This is a genomic window from Sulfitobacter sp. 1A13368, from assembly GCF_043557275.1.
Taxonomy (GTDB): Bacteria; Pseudomonadota; Alphaproteobacteria; order Rhodobacterales; family Rhodobacteraceae; genus Sulfitobacter; species Sulfitobacter faviae.
Map to the genome: position 1 here is coordinate 127,746 of NZ_JBIFFR010000007.1, position 16,648 is coordinate 144,393.

Here is a 16,648-nt window from a genome sequence, read left to right on the forward strand (position 1 = left end):
GCTAACCCACTGTTATCAAACGAATCGCCTCATCCTGGCGCATGAGCCACAAAAGCAGTCTCACGGCCTTGCCGCGCGGCCCTTCGAGGCTGGGGTCATCGACCAAAAGCTTGCGAGCGTCTGATTGCGCCACCGCCATCAGGCCCGCCTGACGCTCCAAATCCGCCACGCGGAAACGCGGCACGCCGGACTGCGCCGTGCCAATCAGATCCCCCGTGCCGCGCATCTTCAGGTCGGTTTCGGCGATGACAAACCCGTCCTCGGATTCGCGCAGCACCTCAAGCCGCTGGCGGCCCGTCTCGCTCAGCGGCGCTTGATACATCAAAAGGCAGGTCGAGGCGCCTGAGCCCCGCCCGACGCGACCCCGCAACTGGTGCAGCTGCGCGAGGCCGAAAATTTCTGCCCGTTCCACCACCATGATTGTTGCATTGGGCACGTCGACACCCACTTCGATCACTGTCGTGGCCACCAGCACCTTGGTCTCCCCCGCTTGGAAGGCGCGCATTGCCGCGTCCTTCTCGGCAGGTGGCATCTGGCCGTGGACCAACCCGACGATCCCTTCGCCCAAGGCCGCACGCAGCCGCTTAAACCGGTCCTCCGCCGCGGTGAGATCGCTGACTTCGCTTTCCTCAACCAGCGGACATACCCAGTAGCACTGCCGCCCCTCGCTGATCGCATGGCGCATCCGGTCGATGACCTCATCCATCCGCGCGGTCGAGACGAGCGCGGTGCGAATGGGCTGCCGACCGGGAGGCTTTTCATCCAAAATCGAGACATCCATATCGCCGTATTGCGCCAGCGCCAGACTGCGCGGAATCGGCGTGGCGGTCATCACCAACACATCGGCAAGCTTCCCCTTACGGCCCAGTTCCAGCCGCTGCCGCACGCCGAAACGGTGCTGTTCATCAACCACGGCGAGGCGCAGATCGGCAAAGCTGACATCCGCCTGAAAGACCGCATGAGTGCCGACGAGGATCTGAATATCGCCGCGTTCCAGCGCCGCGAGCTTGGCCCGACGCTCGCCCCCCTTGTCGCGCCCGGTGAGCAGTTCCAGCACCACGCCCGCCTGTTCCGCCAGCGGTTGAAGCCCCATAAGGTGCTGACGGGCAAGGATTTCCGTCGGCGCCATCAGCACCGCTTGTCCCCCCGCCTCAACCGCGCGCAAGAGCGCCATGAAAGCCACCAGCGTCTTGCCCGCCCCGACATCGCCCTGCAACAGCCGGTTCATCCGGGTCTCGCGGCCCATGTCGGCGGTGATCTCTTCGATGGCGCGCTGCTGCGCGCCGGTGGGGCGATAGGGCAAGGACGACAGGACCCTTTGTTGCAGCCGCCCGTCGCCCCGGTTCGCCCGCCCCATCTTGCGCCGTTCATTCTGTCGCGCCAGCGCCAAGGTCACCTGATGGGCGAAAAGCTCATCATAGGCCAGCCGCTCACGCGCGGGCGCGGTGGCGGTCAGGTCTTCGGCCTTCTGCGGATCATGCGCGGCCTCTGCGGCGGCGGCAAAATCGGGCCAGCCGGCCTGCGCCACCTGCCCCGGATCAGCCCATTCGGCGACCACGGGCAGCCGTTTCAACGCGCCGCGGGTGGCCTTGTACATCAGCTTTTGTGTCAACCCGGAGGTCAGCGGATAAACCGGCTCAAAATCGGGAATGCTGCTGGCCTGATCCTCCGGCACCGCGAAATCGGGGTGGACCATCTGCGCCATCCCGTCGAAAAATTCCACCCGGCCCGAGACGATGCGACGGCTGCCTTCAGGTAATTGGCGCTGCCAGTAATCACCTCGCGCGTGGAAATAGACCAGTTGAAAACTGGTCTGCGCGTCCTCGACCATGATGCGATAGGCGCCGCCCTTGTTGCGGGCCGGGCGATGCGCGCCGATGGTCACAGCGACGGTCAGTGTCGCGGGCAGATGCGCGTCCTTCACGCTGTCGCGCAGACGGCGGTCGATGCCGGAATGCGGCAGGGTAAAAATCAGATCGCGCGGCGCTTGGATGCCCAATTGCCCCAGCAATTGCGCGGTCTTAGGCCCCACCCCTTCGAGCGTTTCCAGCCCGGCGAAAAGCGGGAAGAGCTGTTCCGGTCTGCCGCTCATTGGCCGTCGATCAGGGCCAGCCAGCCGTCTTCATCCAAGGTCTCGATCCCCAGTTCGGCGGCCTTTTTGGCCTTGGACCCCGCCCCCGGCCCCGCGACCAGAATGTCGGTCTTGCCGCTGACCGAGCCCGAAACCTTGGCCCCCAAACGCTCCGCGCGGGCCTTGGCCTCGGCACGGCTCATCTTCTCCAAGGTGCCAGTGAAGACGACCGTTTTGCCCGCCACGGGGCTGCCTTCGGTGTCGGGCCGCTCGGCAGGAATCACGGTCAGATGCGCCACCAGCCGGTCGATCGAGGCGCGCTCCGCCTCTTGCGCGAAGGCCGCGACGAGCGAGCCCGCCATAACGCTGCCCACCCCATCGACGCTGATCAGATCGTCCCACGCCGGGCCGTCCAGCCCGCGCGCCTCGGCCATGGCGGCCTCGAAACTCTGCCAATCGCCGTAGTGGAGCGCGATCAGGTTCGACGCCGCCTCGCCCACATGGCGGATGCCGAGGGCAAAGATCAGCCGCGCCATGGGAATTTCGCGCCGATCTCCAATGGCTTGGAACAGGTTTTCGGCTGATTTCGGCCCCCAGCCTTCGCGGTTTTTCAACTGCTGCACGCCGCTGCCATAACGCTCTTTCAGGGTAAAAATATCTGCAGGCTCTGCAATCCAGCCGTCGTGGTAGAACTGTTCGACCTGTTTGGCCCCCAGACCGTCGATGTCAAAGGCTTTGCGGCTGACAAAATGGATCAGCTTTTCAACGGCTTGGGCCGGGCAGATCAGCCCGCCGGTGCAGCGGCGCACCGCATCGCCCGGCTCGCGGATCGCATCCGATCCGCATTCCGGGCAGGTGGTCGGAAAGACGAAAGGCGCCGCATCCTCGGGGCGTTTTGAGAGGTCCACATCGGCCACTTTCGGGATCACATCGCCCGCGCGGTAAATTTGCACCCAGTCACCGACGCGCACATCCTTGCCACCGCGGATTTCGGCACCCTTGCTGTCGAGCCCTTTGATGTAATCCTCATTGTGCAGCGTGGCATTGGAGACGACGACACCGCCCACCGTCACCGGCTGCAACCGCGCCACGGGGGACAATGCGCCGGTGCGGCCGACCTGAATGTCGATACTTTCAAGCCGGGTCCATGCCAGTTCGGCGGCGAATTTATGGGCCACGGCCCAACGCGGGGTGGTCGAGCGAAAGCCGAGCCGGTCCTGCAGGGCAAGGTCATCGACCTTGTAGACCACGCCGTCGATATCATAGCCAAGAGTGGCGCGCTGCGCCTCGATCGTCTCATAATGGGCGACCATATCGCCCGGCCCCTCACAAAGCGCGGTCAAAGGGTTGGTCGAGAACCCCAGTTCCGCCAAACGGTCGATGGCGCCTTTTTGGGTGTTGGCCAAAGGGGCCGAAAGCGCGCCCCAGGCATAAGCGTAGAACCGCAGCGGCCGTGCGCGGGTGATTTCGGGGTCTAATTGGCGCAGCGATCCGGCAGCGGCATTGCGCGGGTTGGCGAAAGTCTTGCCGCCCCTTTCCGCCTGCCGCGCGTTCAGGGCCGCGAAATCGGCGTGGCTCATATAGACCTCGCCGCGCACCTCCAGCAAATCGGGCGCGTTCTTGAGCTCTTGCGGGATGTCTTGGATCGTGCGGGCGTTCGCGGTGACATTCTCACCCACAGCACCATCGCCGCGGGTGGCGGCTTGGACCAACACGCCGTTTTCGTAGCGCAGAGAAAGCGACAGCCCGTCGATCTTGGGCTCGGCCGTATAGGCCAGCGGCGCATCGGCGCCGAGGCCGAGGTATTTGCGGATCCGCGCGTCGAATTCGGTGACTTCCTCGGCATCGAAAGCATTGGCGAGCGAGAGCATCGGCACCGCATGGCGTATCTTCCCAAAACCTTCGGCGACCGGCGCGCCGACCTGTTCGGAGGGGCTATCGGCGCGCTTAAGGTTCGGGAAACGCGCTTCGATCTCGGCATTGCGGCGTTTGAGCGCGTCATATTCCGCATCGGAAATTTCCGGTGCATCTTCCGTATGATAGGCGGTGTTCGCCGTGCTCAACACATCGGCCAGCCGGGCCAATTCCGTCTCTGCCTGCGCTTTGGTCAGCGCTTCAACCTCGATCTGGGATGTCACGATCTGCCCCCGATATTGTCATCTGTCGCTTAGATAGGTGGCGATCAAGGGCAGGTCTAGCGTTTTCAGGGCGAATGATTTCGAGCCCGAGCCGAGGGGGATCAGGCGCTGGCGGCCAAATCCATCTCGACCGGATCAGGATCGCGCAGCACATAGCCGCGGCCCCAGACCGTCTCGATATAGCTCTGCCCGCCGGTGGCTTGGCTCAGCTTTTTGCGAAGTTTGCAAATGAATACATCGATGATCTTCAACTCAGGCTCATCCATGCCGCCATAGAGGTGGTTGAGAAACATTTCCTTGGTCAGGGTCGTGCCCTTCCGCAGACTCAGGAGTTCGAGCATCTGATATTCCTTGCCGGTCAGATGCACGGGGGCATCGTTCACGCTGACGGTCTTGGCATCAAGGTTCACCGCCACTTGGCCCGTCTTGATGATGGATTGCGAATGCCCCTTGGACCGCCGAATGATGGCATGAATCCGGGCGACCAGTTCCTCCCGATGAAAGGGTTTCGTCAAATAATCGTCGGCGCCGAAGCCGAAGCCCCTCAGCTTATTTTCCGTATCGTCGGAGCCCGACAGGATCAGGATCGGCGTCTCAATCCGGGCGAGCCGCAACTGGCGCAGCACGTCATGGCCGTTCATATCCGGCAGATCGAGGTCGAGCAGGATCAAATCATAATCGTAAAGCTTGGCCAGATCGATTCCCTCTTCGCCCAGGTCGGTGGCGTAGACGTTGAGATTCGCATGGGTCAGCATCAGTTCGATACTGCGAGAGGTCGTTGGGTCGTCTTCAACTAACAATACACGCATTTCGGTTACTCCGGCTCATCTTGGACGATGGGCTCACCCTGAGCAAAAAAGGTTAACTACCCGTTACCGATACTCGACAGGATATATTAACAACTTAAAGTTGTCTATATTTTTTCAAGGCCGTGGCTTTCAGCGCCGCCTCCCCATGTTCGGTAACCGCATGTAACCACTCCATAAATTCCTCATCACTAATGCCGTAACGCTCCAGCGCTTCGGATTGGGTGATCAGCCCATAGACCACCCCCCGCACCACCGCCGCCTTGCGCGAAGCGACCCATCTGCGGGTATCGGCGCTCGGCAAATCGGCGCGGGACATCACGCTCCCGTCAGCGAGGGTAACAGACCGTGGCCCATCGACTTTTTTCAGGTACATCGCATCATCCGCCATTGTTTTGGCGTCCAATAACCCCCACCTGCCTTAATGCGGCGTGAAGCCCGCCCTTGTGACTAGGTAGGATTTTCCTATATTCGCGCACAAACTCCGGAGAGACCCATGGCCCTTGATCAGACCCCGCCGCTCAATTCGCTTGGCTTTGCCAAAGCGCCTGCCGATACGCGCGTCGTCGTGGCGATGTCGGGCGGCGTGGACAGTTCCGTCGTCGCGGCCATGCTCAAGGACGAGGGCTATGACGTCGTCGGCGTGACCCTACAGCTTTACGACCACGGCGCGGCGCTGGCCAAGAAAGGCGCCTGCTGCGCGGGGGTTGATATCCAGGATGCCCGCCGCGTGGCCGAGGAGATGGGCTTCCCGCATTACGTGCTGGACTATGAAAACGTCTTCAAGGACGCCGTGATTGACGAGTTTGCCGACAGCTACCTCGGCGGTGCGACGCCCGTACCCTGCATCCGCTGCAACGAGCGGGTAAAGTTCAAGGATCTGTTGGAAACCGCAAAGGACCTCGAGGCGGACTGCATGGCCACCGGCCATTATATCCAGCGGAAGATGGGTGAGAACGGGCCAGAGCTGCATGCCGCCGCCGATGGCAACCGCGACCAGAGCTACTTCCTCTTCTCCACCACCGAAGAGCAGCTTTCCTACCTGCGCTTCCCGCTGGGCCATTTGCCGAGCAAGGACGACACCCGCAAGCTCGCCGCGAAATACGGGTTGGAGGTCGCCGATAAGCCCGACAGCCAAGACATCTGCTTTGTCCCGAACGGCGACTACGCCGCGGTGATCCGCAAGCTGCGCCCCGAGGCGGCTGATCCGGGCAATATCGTCGACACCGAGGGCAATGTGCTGGGCAGCCACGAGGGCGTGATCCATTACACCATCGGCCAGCGCCGGGGCCTCGGCATCGGTGGTCTGGCCGATCCGCTCTATGTCGTGAAGCTCGACCCCGAGCGGAAAGAGGTTGTCGTCGGCCCGAAATCCATGCTCGCCACCCGCAAGATCCCGGTGCGCGAGATCAATTGGCTGGGCGATGCGCCTCTGACCTCGCAGGCGGAATGGAACATCGCTGTGCGCGTGCGCTCCACCCGTCCACCGCGCGATGCGATCCTGCGCCCGATTTCCGAGACGGGGGCCGAGGTCGAGCTACTCACCGCCGAGGAAGGCGTCTCTCCCGGGCAGGCCTGTGTTTTCTATGATCCTGAAAGCACGCGCATTTTCGGCGGCGGCTGGATCCACCGCGGCTGACAGCCCTTAAAGCCGCGCCAGCACCGCCCGCGCGGCGCGCAGGCCGGGTGCCTCACCCCCCTGCCCCAGACGCGCCATCGTCAGCGCCATGGCGTCCTTCTGGGCGCCGGGCGCGCGCAGCACTTGCAAGACACCTTCGGCGATCGGGCCGGGGCGGCAGTTCGCGCCGATGAACTCCGGCACCACGCGGGTTTCCGAAACGAGGTTGACCAGCGTCACCGTATCCACCCGCAGCATCCGCCCGATGATCTGGCGGCTGATCCAATTCATGTCATAGGCGATGACCATCGGCGTGTTCACCGCGGCAAGCTCTAGCGACACGGTGCCCGAGGCGGCCAGCGCCACATCCGCTGCGCGGAAGGCGGCGCGTTTGCTGGCGGTGAAAGCCTCGGCACTTTGGTCGCGCGGGTCCAGCACCAGCGGGCTGCCCGCCCAGTTGCGCGTGACCTGTTTGACCAAGGCCGCCACGGGGCTCGCCGCAGGCACCACGACGCGCAGAGAAGGCTCGGCCTCCACCAATCGGGCGACGACCTGCTGGAATACGGGGGCCAGCCGCGTAACCTCGCCCCGGCGCGAACCGGGCAAAGCCAACAGCAAGGGTGCGTCGGCAAGCCGGTTTTCGGCGCGGAACGACGCCGCGGCGGCGTCATCGGCTACAGGCTCGGCCACCACCGGGTGGCCGACGAAATCACAGGCCATGCCCGCCGCTTCCATATAGGGCGGCTCGAAGGGGAACAGGGCGAGGACGTGATCGACGGAACGGGCCATCTTCTCGGCCCTGCCGGGGCGCCATGCCCAGACGGTTGGGGCCACGTAATGCACTGTTCTGATGTCGGATTTCTCTTTCACCTTACGCGCCACGCGCAGTGAGAAATCGGGGCTGTCGATGGTGATGAGCACATCCGGTTTGGTATCGACAACGGCCTGCGCCGTCTCGTTGATCCGGGCCATCAATGCGCGGTATTTCGGCAGGATCTCGGCCAGCCCCATGACGCTGAGTTCATCCATATTAAAGCGGCTTTCCAGCCCCTCAGCCATCATCTGCGGCCCGCCGATGCCGTCGAATGTCACCTCGGGGCAGAGTTCTTTCAACCCGGCCATGAGCGCGCCGCCCAACCGGTCGCCCGAAGGCTCGCCTGCCAGAATGAACACCTTCATCCCGCGTCCCCCTCTCGGACCCAAAGCACCAATCCCAATTCATCGGCCAGCGCCACGCAGGCGTCACGCTCCAGCAACATCACGCCGCCCGCCTTGACCACCACGCCCGCCAGCCCCGCCGCATGGGCGGCGCGCAGCGTGTCGGGACCGATGGTCGGCAGGTCGATCTCACGGATTTGGCCGGTTTTCGGGCCTTTGCAAAGCACTGCGCGCGCGCCCTGTACCGCTTCTGGCAGGGTTGCGAGCAGGTGATCCGTGCCCCCAATGGTCTCGACCCCATAGACCTGTTCGCGCCCGATCACGCAGGCCTGCCCGATGTCCAAGCTGGCCAACCCGTCCAGCACTGCCGCGCCGCGCGCCGCATCCCGGCGCATCTGATCGTCGGGCCGCTCGCGGGACAGCACACCGCTGTCGGCCAGCAGGTCTGGGACGAGTTCATCGGCCCCGACCACCCGCAGGCCGTGATCTTCGAAGATCGTCTTGATCACCTCAAGCGCGCCATTGTCGCCCGCCGCAAGGGCGGCCTTGAACTGCGGCACGAGAGGTGCAGTGCGCATGTCGAGCTTGGCAGGATCGAGCGTGGGGCGATCAATCGCACCGCAGAGGCAAACCTCGCGGATGCCAAGGCCCAGAAGATGCGCAAGCAGGCTGCCCAAAGTCTCCAACCGAAAGGTCAGATCGGCCTTCAGCCCATCGGGCGCGCAGCCCTCATAGGCGCAGACCAAAGGCGGCACGTCCTGCGCCGCCGCCACCCGTGCGGGCAGGCCGCCGCGCCCGGCGATCAGCGCAAGGCTCATTTCGGCGTCAGGAAATGGCGGCCCGTGTCGGCCATGACGAAATCGACGATCTGGCGAACGTACTCGCTTTGGGTCTCGTCCCCCAAACGCCGCGCCCGGTCCGAGAATGTCCCCTCGCCCTGCGCCAGCATCTGGAACGCGGCCCTGAGCGCCGTGATGTCGCTGCGCGCCACGCCCGCGCGTTTCAGGCCGACGAGGTTCAGCCCGTCGAGATCACCGCGCGGCGCTTGCACAAGGCCGTAGGGGATCACGTCATTCGTCACCATGGTCACCGCGCCGATGATCGCGCCCTGCCCAATGCGCACCCATTGATGAATGCCAGACAGCCCGCCGATAATCACGTCATCTTCGAGCACGCAATGCCCGGCGACGGCGGCGTTGTTCACCACGATCACGCGATTGCCAACCACAGCGTCATGAGCGATGTGGCAGCCGGCCATGAAGAGCCCGTCATCGCCGACGCGGGTCACCCCGCCGCCACCTTCGGTGCCGCAGTTCATGGTGACATGTTCGCGGATGCGGTTCCGCTCCCCGATGACCAGACGGCTGGCTTCGCCCTTGAACTTCAGATCCTGCGGAATCTCACCGATCACCGCGAAAGAGAAGATCACCGTGCCCGCGCCGACCTCGGTCCGGCCGGTGACGACGACATGGGATTTCAATTCCACATCCGCCTTCAGCACGACCTCGGGCCCGACCACGCAGAAGGGGCCGACGCGCGCCGAAGGGTCAATCTGCGCGCCCTCTTCGATCACGGCACTGGGGTGGATATTGCTCATGCCGCGTCCTGCGGGAGATCCAACATCGCCATGAACTCGGCCTCGGCGGCCATTTCGCCCTCCACGGTGGCCACGCCGCCGAACTTCCAAATCTTCGCACCCGGCTTGCCGCGCAGGGTCTTGAGGTCCATCCGCAGCACATCGCCGGGGCCAACCTTGCGGCGGAACTTACATTTGTCGATGGACATGAAATAGATCAGCATGTCGCGGTCCTGCATGCCGAGGGCCGTGCCCACCATCACACCCGCAGTCTGGGCCATTGCCTCCACAATCGTCACGCCCGGCATGATCGGCGTGCCGGGAAAATGGCCCTGGAAATGCGGCTCGTTCATGGTGACGTTCTTGTAGCCGACAGCACTCTCGGTGCCCGCGATCTCTTCGACCTTGTCGACCAGCAAAAAGGGATAGCGGTGCGGCAGGATGCGCTGGATCATTTGGATATCGGCGCGCAGCAGCTCTTCGGTCATGGACTGTCCTTTGTCTCAGAAGGTTGCCGAAGGGCTACCAATTCGGGCGGCTAGGGGCAAGCATCCCGGCAGCGCAGAGCGCCTACTCGGCGTCCGTCAGCCCGCTGCCGATCGTCTCGTTGAGAAGCGCGATCGCCTCATCCGTGACCTCGATCGCGGAGGAAGAGACGAAGACACGCCGCCGTTCCAGAATGACCGCTGCATCGGAATTGCGCATCAACTGCTCAAGCACCGGAGCCGCAGCGGCCAGAAACCGCTCGCGCTCAAGGTCCAGCGCCTCGCTCAGCGCCCGGTTCTTTGCCGCCTGCTCTGCCCTTGTGCGCTGCACCTTCTCGTCAAAGGCATCGGCCAAAAGCCGGAACTGGGCCGGTTTCAGTTGGGATCGTTTTTCGGTGAGCTCGCGTTCTTCCGCCTCAAGCGCCGCTTCGATCTCACGGTTCTCCGTGGCCAATTGCTCGCTCTGGGCTTCGATCTCGCGGCTGACACGCTCGCCAAAGGCGCTGTCACGGAACAGCCGTTCGGAGTCGATGGTCAGCACTGGGCTGATCACACCGCCCCCCGTGGGGGCGGCTGTATTTGTCTGAGGTTCCGCCGCAGGCGCCTGCTGCGCAAGGCCGGGGGTGACCCCGGCCAGCATCATCACCAAGGGGATGAAGGCGCGGCGCATGGGTTTAGAACGTGGTCCGTAGGGTGACCTCAAAGCTTTGCTCTTTGTCAAAGCTCTCTTTCTTCAGCGCGTCGGAGACGTTGAACTGGAGCGGGCCAAGCGGCGTGTCCCAGAAGACCGAGAAGCCGATCACATGACGGAACGAACCGCTTTCGCCGACGATGGTGCCGCCGCTGGTGTCGACATCGCTCAGGTCCCACAGGTTGCCCACGTCATAGAAGACGCCGCCGGTGATGCCATATTCCTCAGGCAGACCGAGCGGGAACTCCGCCTCGAAACGGGCAACGGCAAAGAGGTTGCCGCCAAGCGCGTCGTCCACACCATTGCTCTGGTCGCGCGGCCCGATGCCGCCCGGCTCAAAGCCGCGCATGATGGATGGGCCAAGGATGAAGCGGTCCACCGCGCGGTTGGTGCCGCTGTTCCAAGACAGCGCACCACCTTCGAGCGTGGCACGCAGGGTGACTTCCTCGTTAAAGATGCGCTTTTCGCCCGCGATCTTGGCCGTTGTCTTGATATATTCGTTGTCCCCGCCCAGCCCGGCGAAGTCCTGCCCGAACTCGAACAGAACGCCCTGCGTCGGGTCCAGCCCGCTGCGGCGGGTGTCATATGTATAGGTATAGCCGACCGAGGAGGAGAAGAGCGCGCCCTCGGCGATTTCATTCGCGATGGTGGCGCTGTTGTCTTCGTCGTCCCGCTCCAGCATCTCGATCCCTTCGAGGGTATAGCGCGTCGACAGACGGCCATTCTCGCTGACCGGGAAGGTCAGGCTGGGCTGGAAGACCAGACGTTCGGTGTCATAGCTGGTGTAGGAGGAGTTGGTCTCGGCATAGTCCAGCTTGAGGCCTAACGCCACGTCGCGGCCAAGGAAGCGCGGCTCGACAAAGGTCACGCCATAGCGGGTGGCATCCTCGGCGGTGGAGATCGACAGGTTCAGCCGCTGCCCGCGCCCGAGGAAGTTTTCCTCTTGGAAGCTGACCGCCACACCGAAACCGTCGTTGTTCGAGAAGGAGCCGCCGAAGTTCAGAGAGCCTGTGGGCTTCTCTTCCACATCCACGTCGATCACGACCTGCTCGGGGCTGGAGCCTTGGCGGGCGTTGACCTCTGCCGTCTCGAAATACTGCAACGCGCGGATGCGTTCCGCCGCTTGGCGGATTTCGCGTGGGTTGAAGGGGTCCCCCTCAACGCTGTCGAATTCGCGCCGGATCACACGGTCGAGCGTGGTGGTGTTGCCTTCGATGTCGATCCGCTCAACAAAGATACGCTCCCCACGGGAGAGTTTGTAGGTCACGTTGAGCGACAGATCGCGGTCATTGCGGTCGATCACCGGCTCGACCCGCAGGAAATCGACGCCATCACGGATCGCTTGGCGCTCGATCCGGGCGATGTCATTCTCGATCAGGGTTGGGGAGTAGATCACGCCGGGGCGGATCTTGAGCAGGTCGCGGTACACGGCGGCGTTCAGACCGGGCACTTCGGACTCGACCGACACCTCGCCGAAACGGAACTGCTGCCCCTCGGTGATGTTATAGGCCACAAAGACGCCATCACGCTCTTCGGTCAACTCGGCATTCACCGCCTCGGTGCGCATGTCGACATAGCCGCGCGACAGGTAGAAATCCCGCAGCAACTGTTTGTCGGCCTCGACGCGGCCTTCGACATAGGTGTCGCGTTTGACCAAACGGCGGAACAGACCGGCCTGTTTGGTGCCCAGAACGCGGCGCAGGCGGCGGTCGGAATAGACGCGGTTGCCGACAAAGCTCAGACGCTCGATCTCGACATTGTCGCCTTCGAAAATCTCGAACACCAGATCGACGCGGTTCTGGTCGCGGCGGATGATGCGCGGCTGCACGCGGGCCGACAGGCGCCCCTCGTTGCTATAAGCCTCGGCGATGGCGGCGGCGTCTTGCTCGGCTTGGCTGGGGTTGAACACCCGCCGTTCGGTCGAGCCGATGAGTTCGGCCAGCATTTCATCCTTGATGCGGCGGTTGCCTTCAAAGCTGACGCGGTTCAGCGTCGGCAGTTCGACCACCGTGATCACCAGCGTACCGCCCTGCGGCTCAAGCGAGACGGATTCGAATAGACCCGAATTTTGCAGGTTCTGATAGGCGTCGTTCAACTGGCCGCCCGTCACCGGCTGCCCGCGCCCGATGCCCACGCGGCGCAGGATCGCGCTGTCGCCGATCCGCTCATTGCCGTCGATGACGACTGTGTTGAACTGATATTGCTGCGCCTGCGCTTGGCTGCCGGGCACGAGCCACGCGACGGACAACATGACACAAAGCGATGCCCCCCGAAGGGTCTTGCCGACATTGCTGCGCTGCGCCCATTCGACGGGCATTCTGCCCTCGTTCCTCAGTCCCATTACACCGACCCGTTTTTTTACGACATTGTTGTCAACCTGACTACGCAGGTTAACGGGGTTTGTCAAAAGCAACGGCGGGAAAAATAGTCCATATCATGCGGCATCTTGGGCCGGAATGACATCATGAGCCGATAACGTGCAAATGCGCCCCTTCGGGGTGCGGGGCGGCTGTCAGAGAGAGGCGACAAAGGCCCCGGCAGAAAGCGCGGCGGCAATGGCCGCGCCAAAGAACGCACGGTCCCAATTCAGGTCCAAAAGCAGGCTCAGGCCGCGGTATGTTCCTTGCAAGACGTGCATTTTCGGTTCCTTCTCGATGAAGGGGAACCATAGCCAAGGATTGCGGCACGATTTTGTTCAATTGTGGCCATTTGAAGGCATTGCGCCCTGCCCCGGGGGCAAGGCGCAGGCTCTCTTTCGCTGTCGCCGCGCCGTTTAGGGGCAGAACAGATCGTTGCCGAGCGCAAAGAGCATCAGGGTCAGCACCAAGGCGATGCCAATGCTCATCAAAAAGCGCAGCGCGCCATCGCTGGGCGGTTTGCCGGTCACCGCCTCATAGGCGTAGAACACCAGATGCCCGCCGTCCAAGGCCGGGATCGGGAAGAGGTTCAGCAGACCGACCGCCGTGCTCAGCACCGCGATGAAATAGATGAAGGACTGCGCCCCTTGGCTGGCCATCGCGCCCGAGGTCTGAGCGATCCCCACCGGGCCGCTGAGATTGCAGGTACTGATATTGCCCACAATCATCTCACGCAGGCCCGAGATCGACCCGGTGATGATGCGCCAAGTGTTGCCCAAGCCGGTGCCGAGCGCCTCGCCCACGCCGGGGGTGTCGGTGGCAGGCACAAAAGCCATGCCGCCGACGATGCCAATGCGCAGGTTCTGTTTGAAACTGCCATCGGGCTGCGGCTCATCCGTGGCTTTGGGGACAAGAGTGAAAGGCAGAGTCTCGCCATCGCGCCAGACGGTCAACTCCTGCGGGGCCCCTTCGGAGGCTTCGACCACCTCTTTCAATTCCCCGAAGGCCACGATCTCTTGCCCATTCACCGCGGTGATCACATCGCCACTGCGCAGACCGGCCTCTTGCGCCGCCGATTGCGGGGCGACATTGCTGACCAGCGCCGGCATCAGATAGGGGCCGGGCACGGTCAGCTCTTCGCCATCGCGGGTGATGTCATAGCTCAGCACCGCTTCCTGCGGCAGGTTGGTCAGGAAATCGCTATAGCCTTCCCCGGCAGAGAGCGAGGGCACCGGGGTGCCTTCGACCGCGCGCAGAATATCGCCCGGAGCCAACTCATAGGCATCACTCGGCAGCGCGCGCAGCTCGCCCACCGTCAGCGGATCACGGGCGGTGCCCGCCGTCATCGCCACGGCAAAGAAAATGATGATCGACAGGGCAAAGTTGAACACCGGCCCCGCCGCCACGGTCAGCGCGCGGGCATAGAGCGGCGCGCCGTGCATCGTGTGGCGCAGCGCCTCGGGGTCATCGGCGAGCGCTTCCATCGCGGTCTCATCCTTGCCGGAGGCCGCGTTGGAGTCGCCTGCGAATTTCACATAGCCGCCAAAGGGCAGCAGCGCGAACTGCCAGCGCGTGCCGCGTTTGTCGACGCGGGAAAAGAGCACCGGGCCGAAGCCGAGACTGAAGACATCCGCCTTGATCCCGGTCCAACGGCCAACGATGTAATGCCCGTATTCGTGGATCGCCACGATCACCGACAGCGCCACGACAAAGGCCAGTATCGTCCAGATCAGCCCGCCGAACTCCGGCAAAAATCCCATGATGTCCAACGTGCTACCCTGCCCTTTTCTGAATTGCGGCCTCTGCCGCCTTGCGTGCGAGATGGTCCGCCTGTGCCACCAGTTCAAGTGTCATGTCGTCGCGGCCCTGCGCGGCCTCTTCGGCGCGGCGCTCCAACACCTCTTCGACGATCTCGGCCATCTGCGTAAAGCGCAGCCGCCCGTCGATGAACCCGTCAAGCGCCACTTCCTTGGCCGCGTTAAAGACCGCGCCCATCAGACCGCCCGCTGCCATGACGTCCCGCGCCAGCCGCAGCGCGGGCCAGCGGGCGTCATCGGGGGCGGTGAAATCGAAACGTCCAATCTTGGTCAGGTCCAACCGCTCGACCGGGAGATGCCCGCGCGCGGGGTGGTGCAGCGCATAGCCGATGGCATGGCGCATATCCGCGGGGCCGACATGGGCCATCAAGCCACCGTCGCAAAAGCCCACCAGCGCATGGATCATCGACTGCGGATGCACCAGCACCTCGATCGCCTCGGGGGAGACGCCGAAAAACTCACGCGTTTCAATGACTTCCATCGCCTTGTTAAACATCGAAGCCGAGTCGATGGTGATGCGCTGCCCCATGTCCCAATTGGGATGGCTTGAGGCTTGGTCGAGCGTCGCGTTGGCGAGGTCTTCCAGCGGCCAATCGCGAAACGCGCCGCCGCTGGCGGTGATGATGACACGCTCAACCGCGGCCATGTCTTCGCCGACCAGCGCCTGAAACACGGCGGAATGTTCACTGTCGACGGGCAGGATCGTCGCGCCGTGGCGCGCGGCCTCGCCCATGATCAACGCCCCGGCGCAGACCAACGATTCCTTGTTGGCCAGTGCCAGCGTGCCACCTTGGCGCAGCGCCGCCAGCCCCGGTGCCAGCCCCGCCGCGCCGATGATCGCCGACATGGTCCAATCCGCCGGGCGCGAGGCGGCCTCGGTGATGGCCTCGGCCCCCGCTGCGGCTTCGACCCCGCTGCCGCTGAGCGCATCGCGCAGATCATCCAGCAGGTCTTCGCGGGCGGTGATGGCCACATCCGCCTTCAGCGCAATGGCATCCTTGGCCAATTGCGCGATATTGCCCGCGCCGGTCAGGGCCACGACCTCATAGGCGTCGGGCGCGCGGCGGATCAGGTCAATCGTGTTCTGACCGATGGACCCGGTCGCCCCCAGTATCGAAATCTTGCGCGGCATAGCGGGTCAGTTCACACCCGGCGGGAAACCGATCAGCGGCCCGACGATCAGCAAGAAGACGGCAGCGCCGAGCATCCCGTCAAAACGGTCCAACAGACCGCCATGACCGGGGATCAGCGCCGAGCTGTCCTTGACGCCCATCTTTCGCTTCATGCCCGACTCCGCCATATCGCCCATCTGAGAGGCCATCGACAGCGCCACCGAGATGCCGACAAGTTGCAGGCCAAAGCCCGTGTTGAACGAGAAAATCAGCCCGACAACAGCCGCCCCAACCCAGCCCGAAGCGGTGCCGGACCATGTCTTCTTGGGGCTGACCTTGGGCCAGAACTTTGGCCCGCCGATGGCGCGGCCTGCGAAATAGCCCACCACATCGGTCACCACGACCACCAGCACCAGCCACATCAACCAGCCAAAGCCCATGTCATCGCGCAGCTGGATCAGACCAAAGCCCGCCAGCAGGATTAGCGCGGTGAAACTCATGTAAAGCGTGCGATTGGCGCTCAATAGCGCGAAGCCCGCCAGCGCCGGGGCCAGCAAAAGCGGCAGGCCAAAGCCCACCGGCAGATAGACCGATGCCAGCACCGCCGCCGCGGTCACCAGCCCCAATTGCCAAGCCGCCGCCTGCCCCTGCCCGCGCAGCATGCCGACCAATTCCCAGACCATCATGCCGCAGATCAGCGCCACCAGCAGATGAAAGACGGTGCCGCCCAACCAGATGCCCAACAGACCGATCAAGATCATCGCGCTGGCCGACAGCATGCGGGCGCGTAGGTCGGACCATTGTTCAGGTGATTTCATC

At 63.5% G+C, this 16,648-nt stretch carries 15 protein-coding genes; 1 reads left to right on the top strand and 14 read right to left on the bottom strand.

The genetic code is table 11. The features are described 5' to 3' along the window. Position 1 precedes the first annotated feature (1 nt). The 4 genes from recG to ACGYK4_RS14670 all read right to left on the bottom strand — a co-directional run bounded on the left by recG (position 2) and on the right by ACGYK4_RS14670 (position 5,391). Positions 2-2,092: an ATP-dependent DNA helicase RecG gene (recG, locus tag ACGYK4_RS14655; RefSeq protein WP_394457159.1), complete on the bottom strand. Its 2,091-nt coding sequence runs from the start codon at positions 2,090-2,092 to the stop codon at positions 2-4. Beyond that, on the bottom strand, positions 2,089-4,209 hold the full coding sequence (ligA, locus tag ACGYK4_RS14660) for an NAD-dependent DNA ligase LigA (RefSeq protein WP_394457160.1): 2,121 nt from the start codon (positions 4,207-4,209) through the stop codon (positions 2,089-2,091). Before ligA ends, recG begins: the two co-directional genes overlap by 4 nt. A 101-nt stretch (positions 4,210-4,310) precedes the next feature. After that, complete coding sequence (gene ctrA / locus ACGYK4_RS14665; RefSeq protein WP_394457162.1) at positions 4,311-5,018, bottom strand: response regulator transcription factor CtrA; 708 nt, start codon at positions 5,016-5,018, stop codon at positions 4,311-4,313. Positions 5,019-5,112: 94 nt separating this feature from the next. Beyond that, on the bottom strand, positions 5,113-5,391 hold the full coding sequence (locus ACGYK4_RS14670) for a DUF1153 domain-containing protein (protein ID WP_067266163.1): 279 nt from the start codon (positions 5,389-5,391) through the stop codon (positions 5,113-5,115). A 120-nt stretch (positions 5,392-5,511) separates the two neighbouring features. Here ACGYK4_RS14670 and mnmA point away from each other — a divergent pair, with 120 nt between their 5' ends. After that, positions 5,512-6,654, top strand: a complete 1,143-nt coding sequence (gene mnmA / locus ACGYK4_RS14675) for a tRNA 2-thiouridine(34) synthase MnmA (RefSeq protein ID WP_394457163.1) — start codon at positions 5,512-5,514, stop codon at positions 6,652-6,654. A gap of 6 nt (positions 6,655-6,660) precedes the next feature. On the opposite strand, the gene lpxB is transcribed toward mnmA, so the two are convergent. From lpxB to ACGYK4_RS14725, 10 genes are all read right to left on the bottom strand, one after another. After that, entirely contained in the window at positions 6,661-7,812 is a 1,152-nt protein-coding gene (lpxB, locus tag ACGYK4_RS14680) for a lipid-A-disaccharide synthase (protein ID WP_394457165.1), read from the bottom strand. Then, positions 7,809-8,609, bottom strand: a complete 801-nt coding sequence (locus tag ACGYK4_RS14685; protein ID WP_394457167.1) for an LpxI family protein — start codon at positions 8,607-8,609, stop codon at positions 7,809-7,811. The genes lpxB and ACGYK4_RS14685 overlap by 4 nt, the downstream gene beginning before the upstream one ends. Continuing rightward, complete coding sequence (gene lpxA / locus ACGYK4_RS14690; RefSeq protein ID WP_394457169.1) at positions 8,606-9,388, bottom strand: acyl-ACP--UDP-N-acetylglucosamine O-acyltransferase; 783 nt, start codon at positions 9,386-9,388, stop codon at positions 8,606-8,608. Before lpxA ends, ACGYK4_RS14685 begins: the two co-directional genes overlap by 4 nt. Continuing rightward, positions 9,385-9,855 carry a 3-hydroxyacyl-ACP dehydratase FabZ gene (gene fabZ, locus ACGYK4_RS14695; protein WP_067264885.1) on the bottom strand — a complete coding sequence of 157 codons (471 nt, stop codon included), beginning with the start codon at positions 9,853-9,855 and terminating at the stop codon, positions 9,385-9,387. Before fabZ ends, lpxA begins: the two co-directional genes overlap by 4 nt. Before the next feature lie 82 nt (positions 9,856-9,937). Beyond that, the gene (locus tag ACGYK4_RS14700) at positions 9,938-10,522 is read right to left on the bottom strand and encodes an OmpH family outer membrane protein (protein ID WP_394457170.1); all 585 of its coding nucleotides are present in this window, start codon (positions 10,520-10,522) and stop codon (positions 9,938-9,940) included. Positions 10,523-10,526: 4 nt separating this feature from the next. Continuing rightward, entirely contained in the window at positions 10,527-12,860 is a 2,334-nt protein-coding gene (bamA, locus tag ACGYK4_RS14705; RefSeq protein WP_394457171.1) for an outer membrane protein assembly factor BamA, read from the bottom strand. 195 nt (positions 12,861-13,055) lie between these two features. Beyond that, on the bottom strand, positions 13,056-13,181 hold the full coding sequence (locus ACGYK4_RS14710) for a hypothetical protein (RefSeq protein WP_269451576.1): 126 nt from the start codon (positions 13,179-13,181) through the stop codon (positions 13,056-13,058). A 135-nt stretch (positions 13,182-13,316) separates the two neighbouring features. Continuing rightward, complete coding sequence (gene rseP, locus ACGYK4_RS14715; protein WP_394457173.1) at positions 13,317-14,660, bottom strand: RIP metalloprotease RseP; 1,344 nt, start codon at positions 14,658-14,660, stop codon at positions 13,317-13,319. Positions 14,661-14,673: 13 nt separating this feature from the next. Further along, entirely contained in the window at positions 14,674-15,849 is a 1,176-nt protein-coding gene (gene dxr / locus ACGYK4_RS14720; protein ID WP_394457174.1) for a 1-deoxy-D-xylulose-5-phosphate reductoisomerase, read from the bottom strand. Between the two features lie 6 nt (positions 15,850-15,855). After that, positions 15,856-16,647: a phosphatidate cytidylyltransferase gene (locus ACGYK4_RS14725; RefSeq protein WP_067261564.1), complete on the bottom strand. Its 792-nt coding sequence runs from the start codon at positions 16,645-16,647 to the stop codon at positions 15,856-15,858. Between the last annotated feature and the right edge of the window lies 1 nt (position 16,648).

What these genes read in the sequence shown, in the direction of transcription:
- recG (WP_394457159.1), bottom strand. Translation starts at nt 2,092, where the DNA reads ATGAGCGGCAGACCGGAACAGCTCTTCCCGCTTTTCGCCGGGCTGGAA.
- ctrA (WP_394457162.1), bottom strand. Translation starts at nt 5,018, where the DNA reads ATGCGTGTATTGTTAGTTGAAGACGACCCAACGACCTCTCGCAGTATC.
- ACGYK4_RS14670 (WP_067266163.1), bottom strand. Translation starts at nt 5,391, where the DNA reads ATGTACCTGAAAAAAGTCGATGGGCCACGGTCTGTTACCCTCGCTGAC.
- mnmA (WP_394457163.1), top strand. Translation starts at nt 5,512, where the DNA reads ATGGCCCTTGATCAGACCCCGCCGCTCAATTCGCTTGGCTTTGCCAAA.
- lpxB (WP_394457165.1), bottom strand. Translation starts at nt 7,812, where the DNA reads ATGAAGGTGTTCATTCTGGCAGGCGAGCCTTCGGGCGACCGGTTGGGC.
- ACGYK4_RS14685 (WP_394457167.1), bottom strand. Translation starts at nt 8,609, where the DNA reads ATGAGCCTTGCGCTGATCGCCGGGCGCGGCGGCCTGCCCGCACGGGTG.
- lpxA (WP_394457169.1), bottom strand. Translation starts at nt 9,388, where the DNA reads ATGAGCAATATCCACCCCAGTGCCGTGATCGAAGAGGGCGCGCAGATT.
- fabZ (WP_067264885.1), bottom strand. Translation starts at nt 9,855, where the DNA reads ATGACCGAAGAGCTGCTGCGCGCCGATATCCAAATGATCCAGCGCATC.
- ACGYK4_RS14700 (WP_394457170.1), bottom strand. Translation starts at nt 10,522, where the DNA reads ATGCGCCGCGCCTTCATCCCCTTGGTGATGATGCTGGCCGGGGTCACC.
- bamA (WP_394457171.1), bottom strand. Translation starts at nt 12,860, where the DNA reads ATGCCCGTCGAATGGGCGCAGCGCAGCAATGTCGGCAAGACCCTTCGG.
- ACGYK4_RS14710 (WP_269451576.1), bottom strand. Translation starts at nt 13,181, where the DNA reads ATGCACGTCTTGCAAGGAACATACCGCGGCCTGAGCCTGCTTTTGGAC.
- rseP (WP_394457173.1), bottom strand. Translation starts at nt 14,660, where the DNA reads ATGGGATTTTTGCCGGAGTTCGGCGGGCTGATCTGGACGATACTGGCC.
- dxr (WP_394457174.1), bottom strand. Translation starts at nt 15,849, where the DNA reads ATGCCGCGCAAGATTTCGATACTGGGGGCGACCGGGTCCATCGGTCAG.
- ACGYK4_RS14725 (WP_067261564.1), bottom strand. Translation starts at nt 16,647, where the DNA reads ATGAAATCACCTGAACAATGGTCCGACCTACGCGCCCGCATGCTGTCG.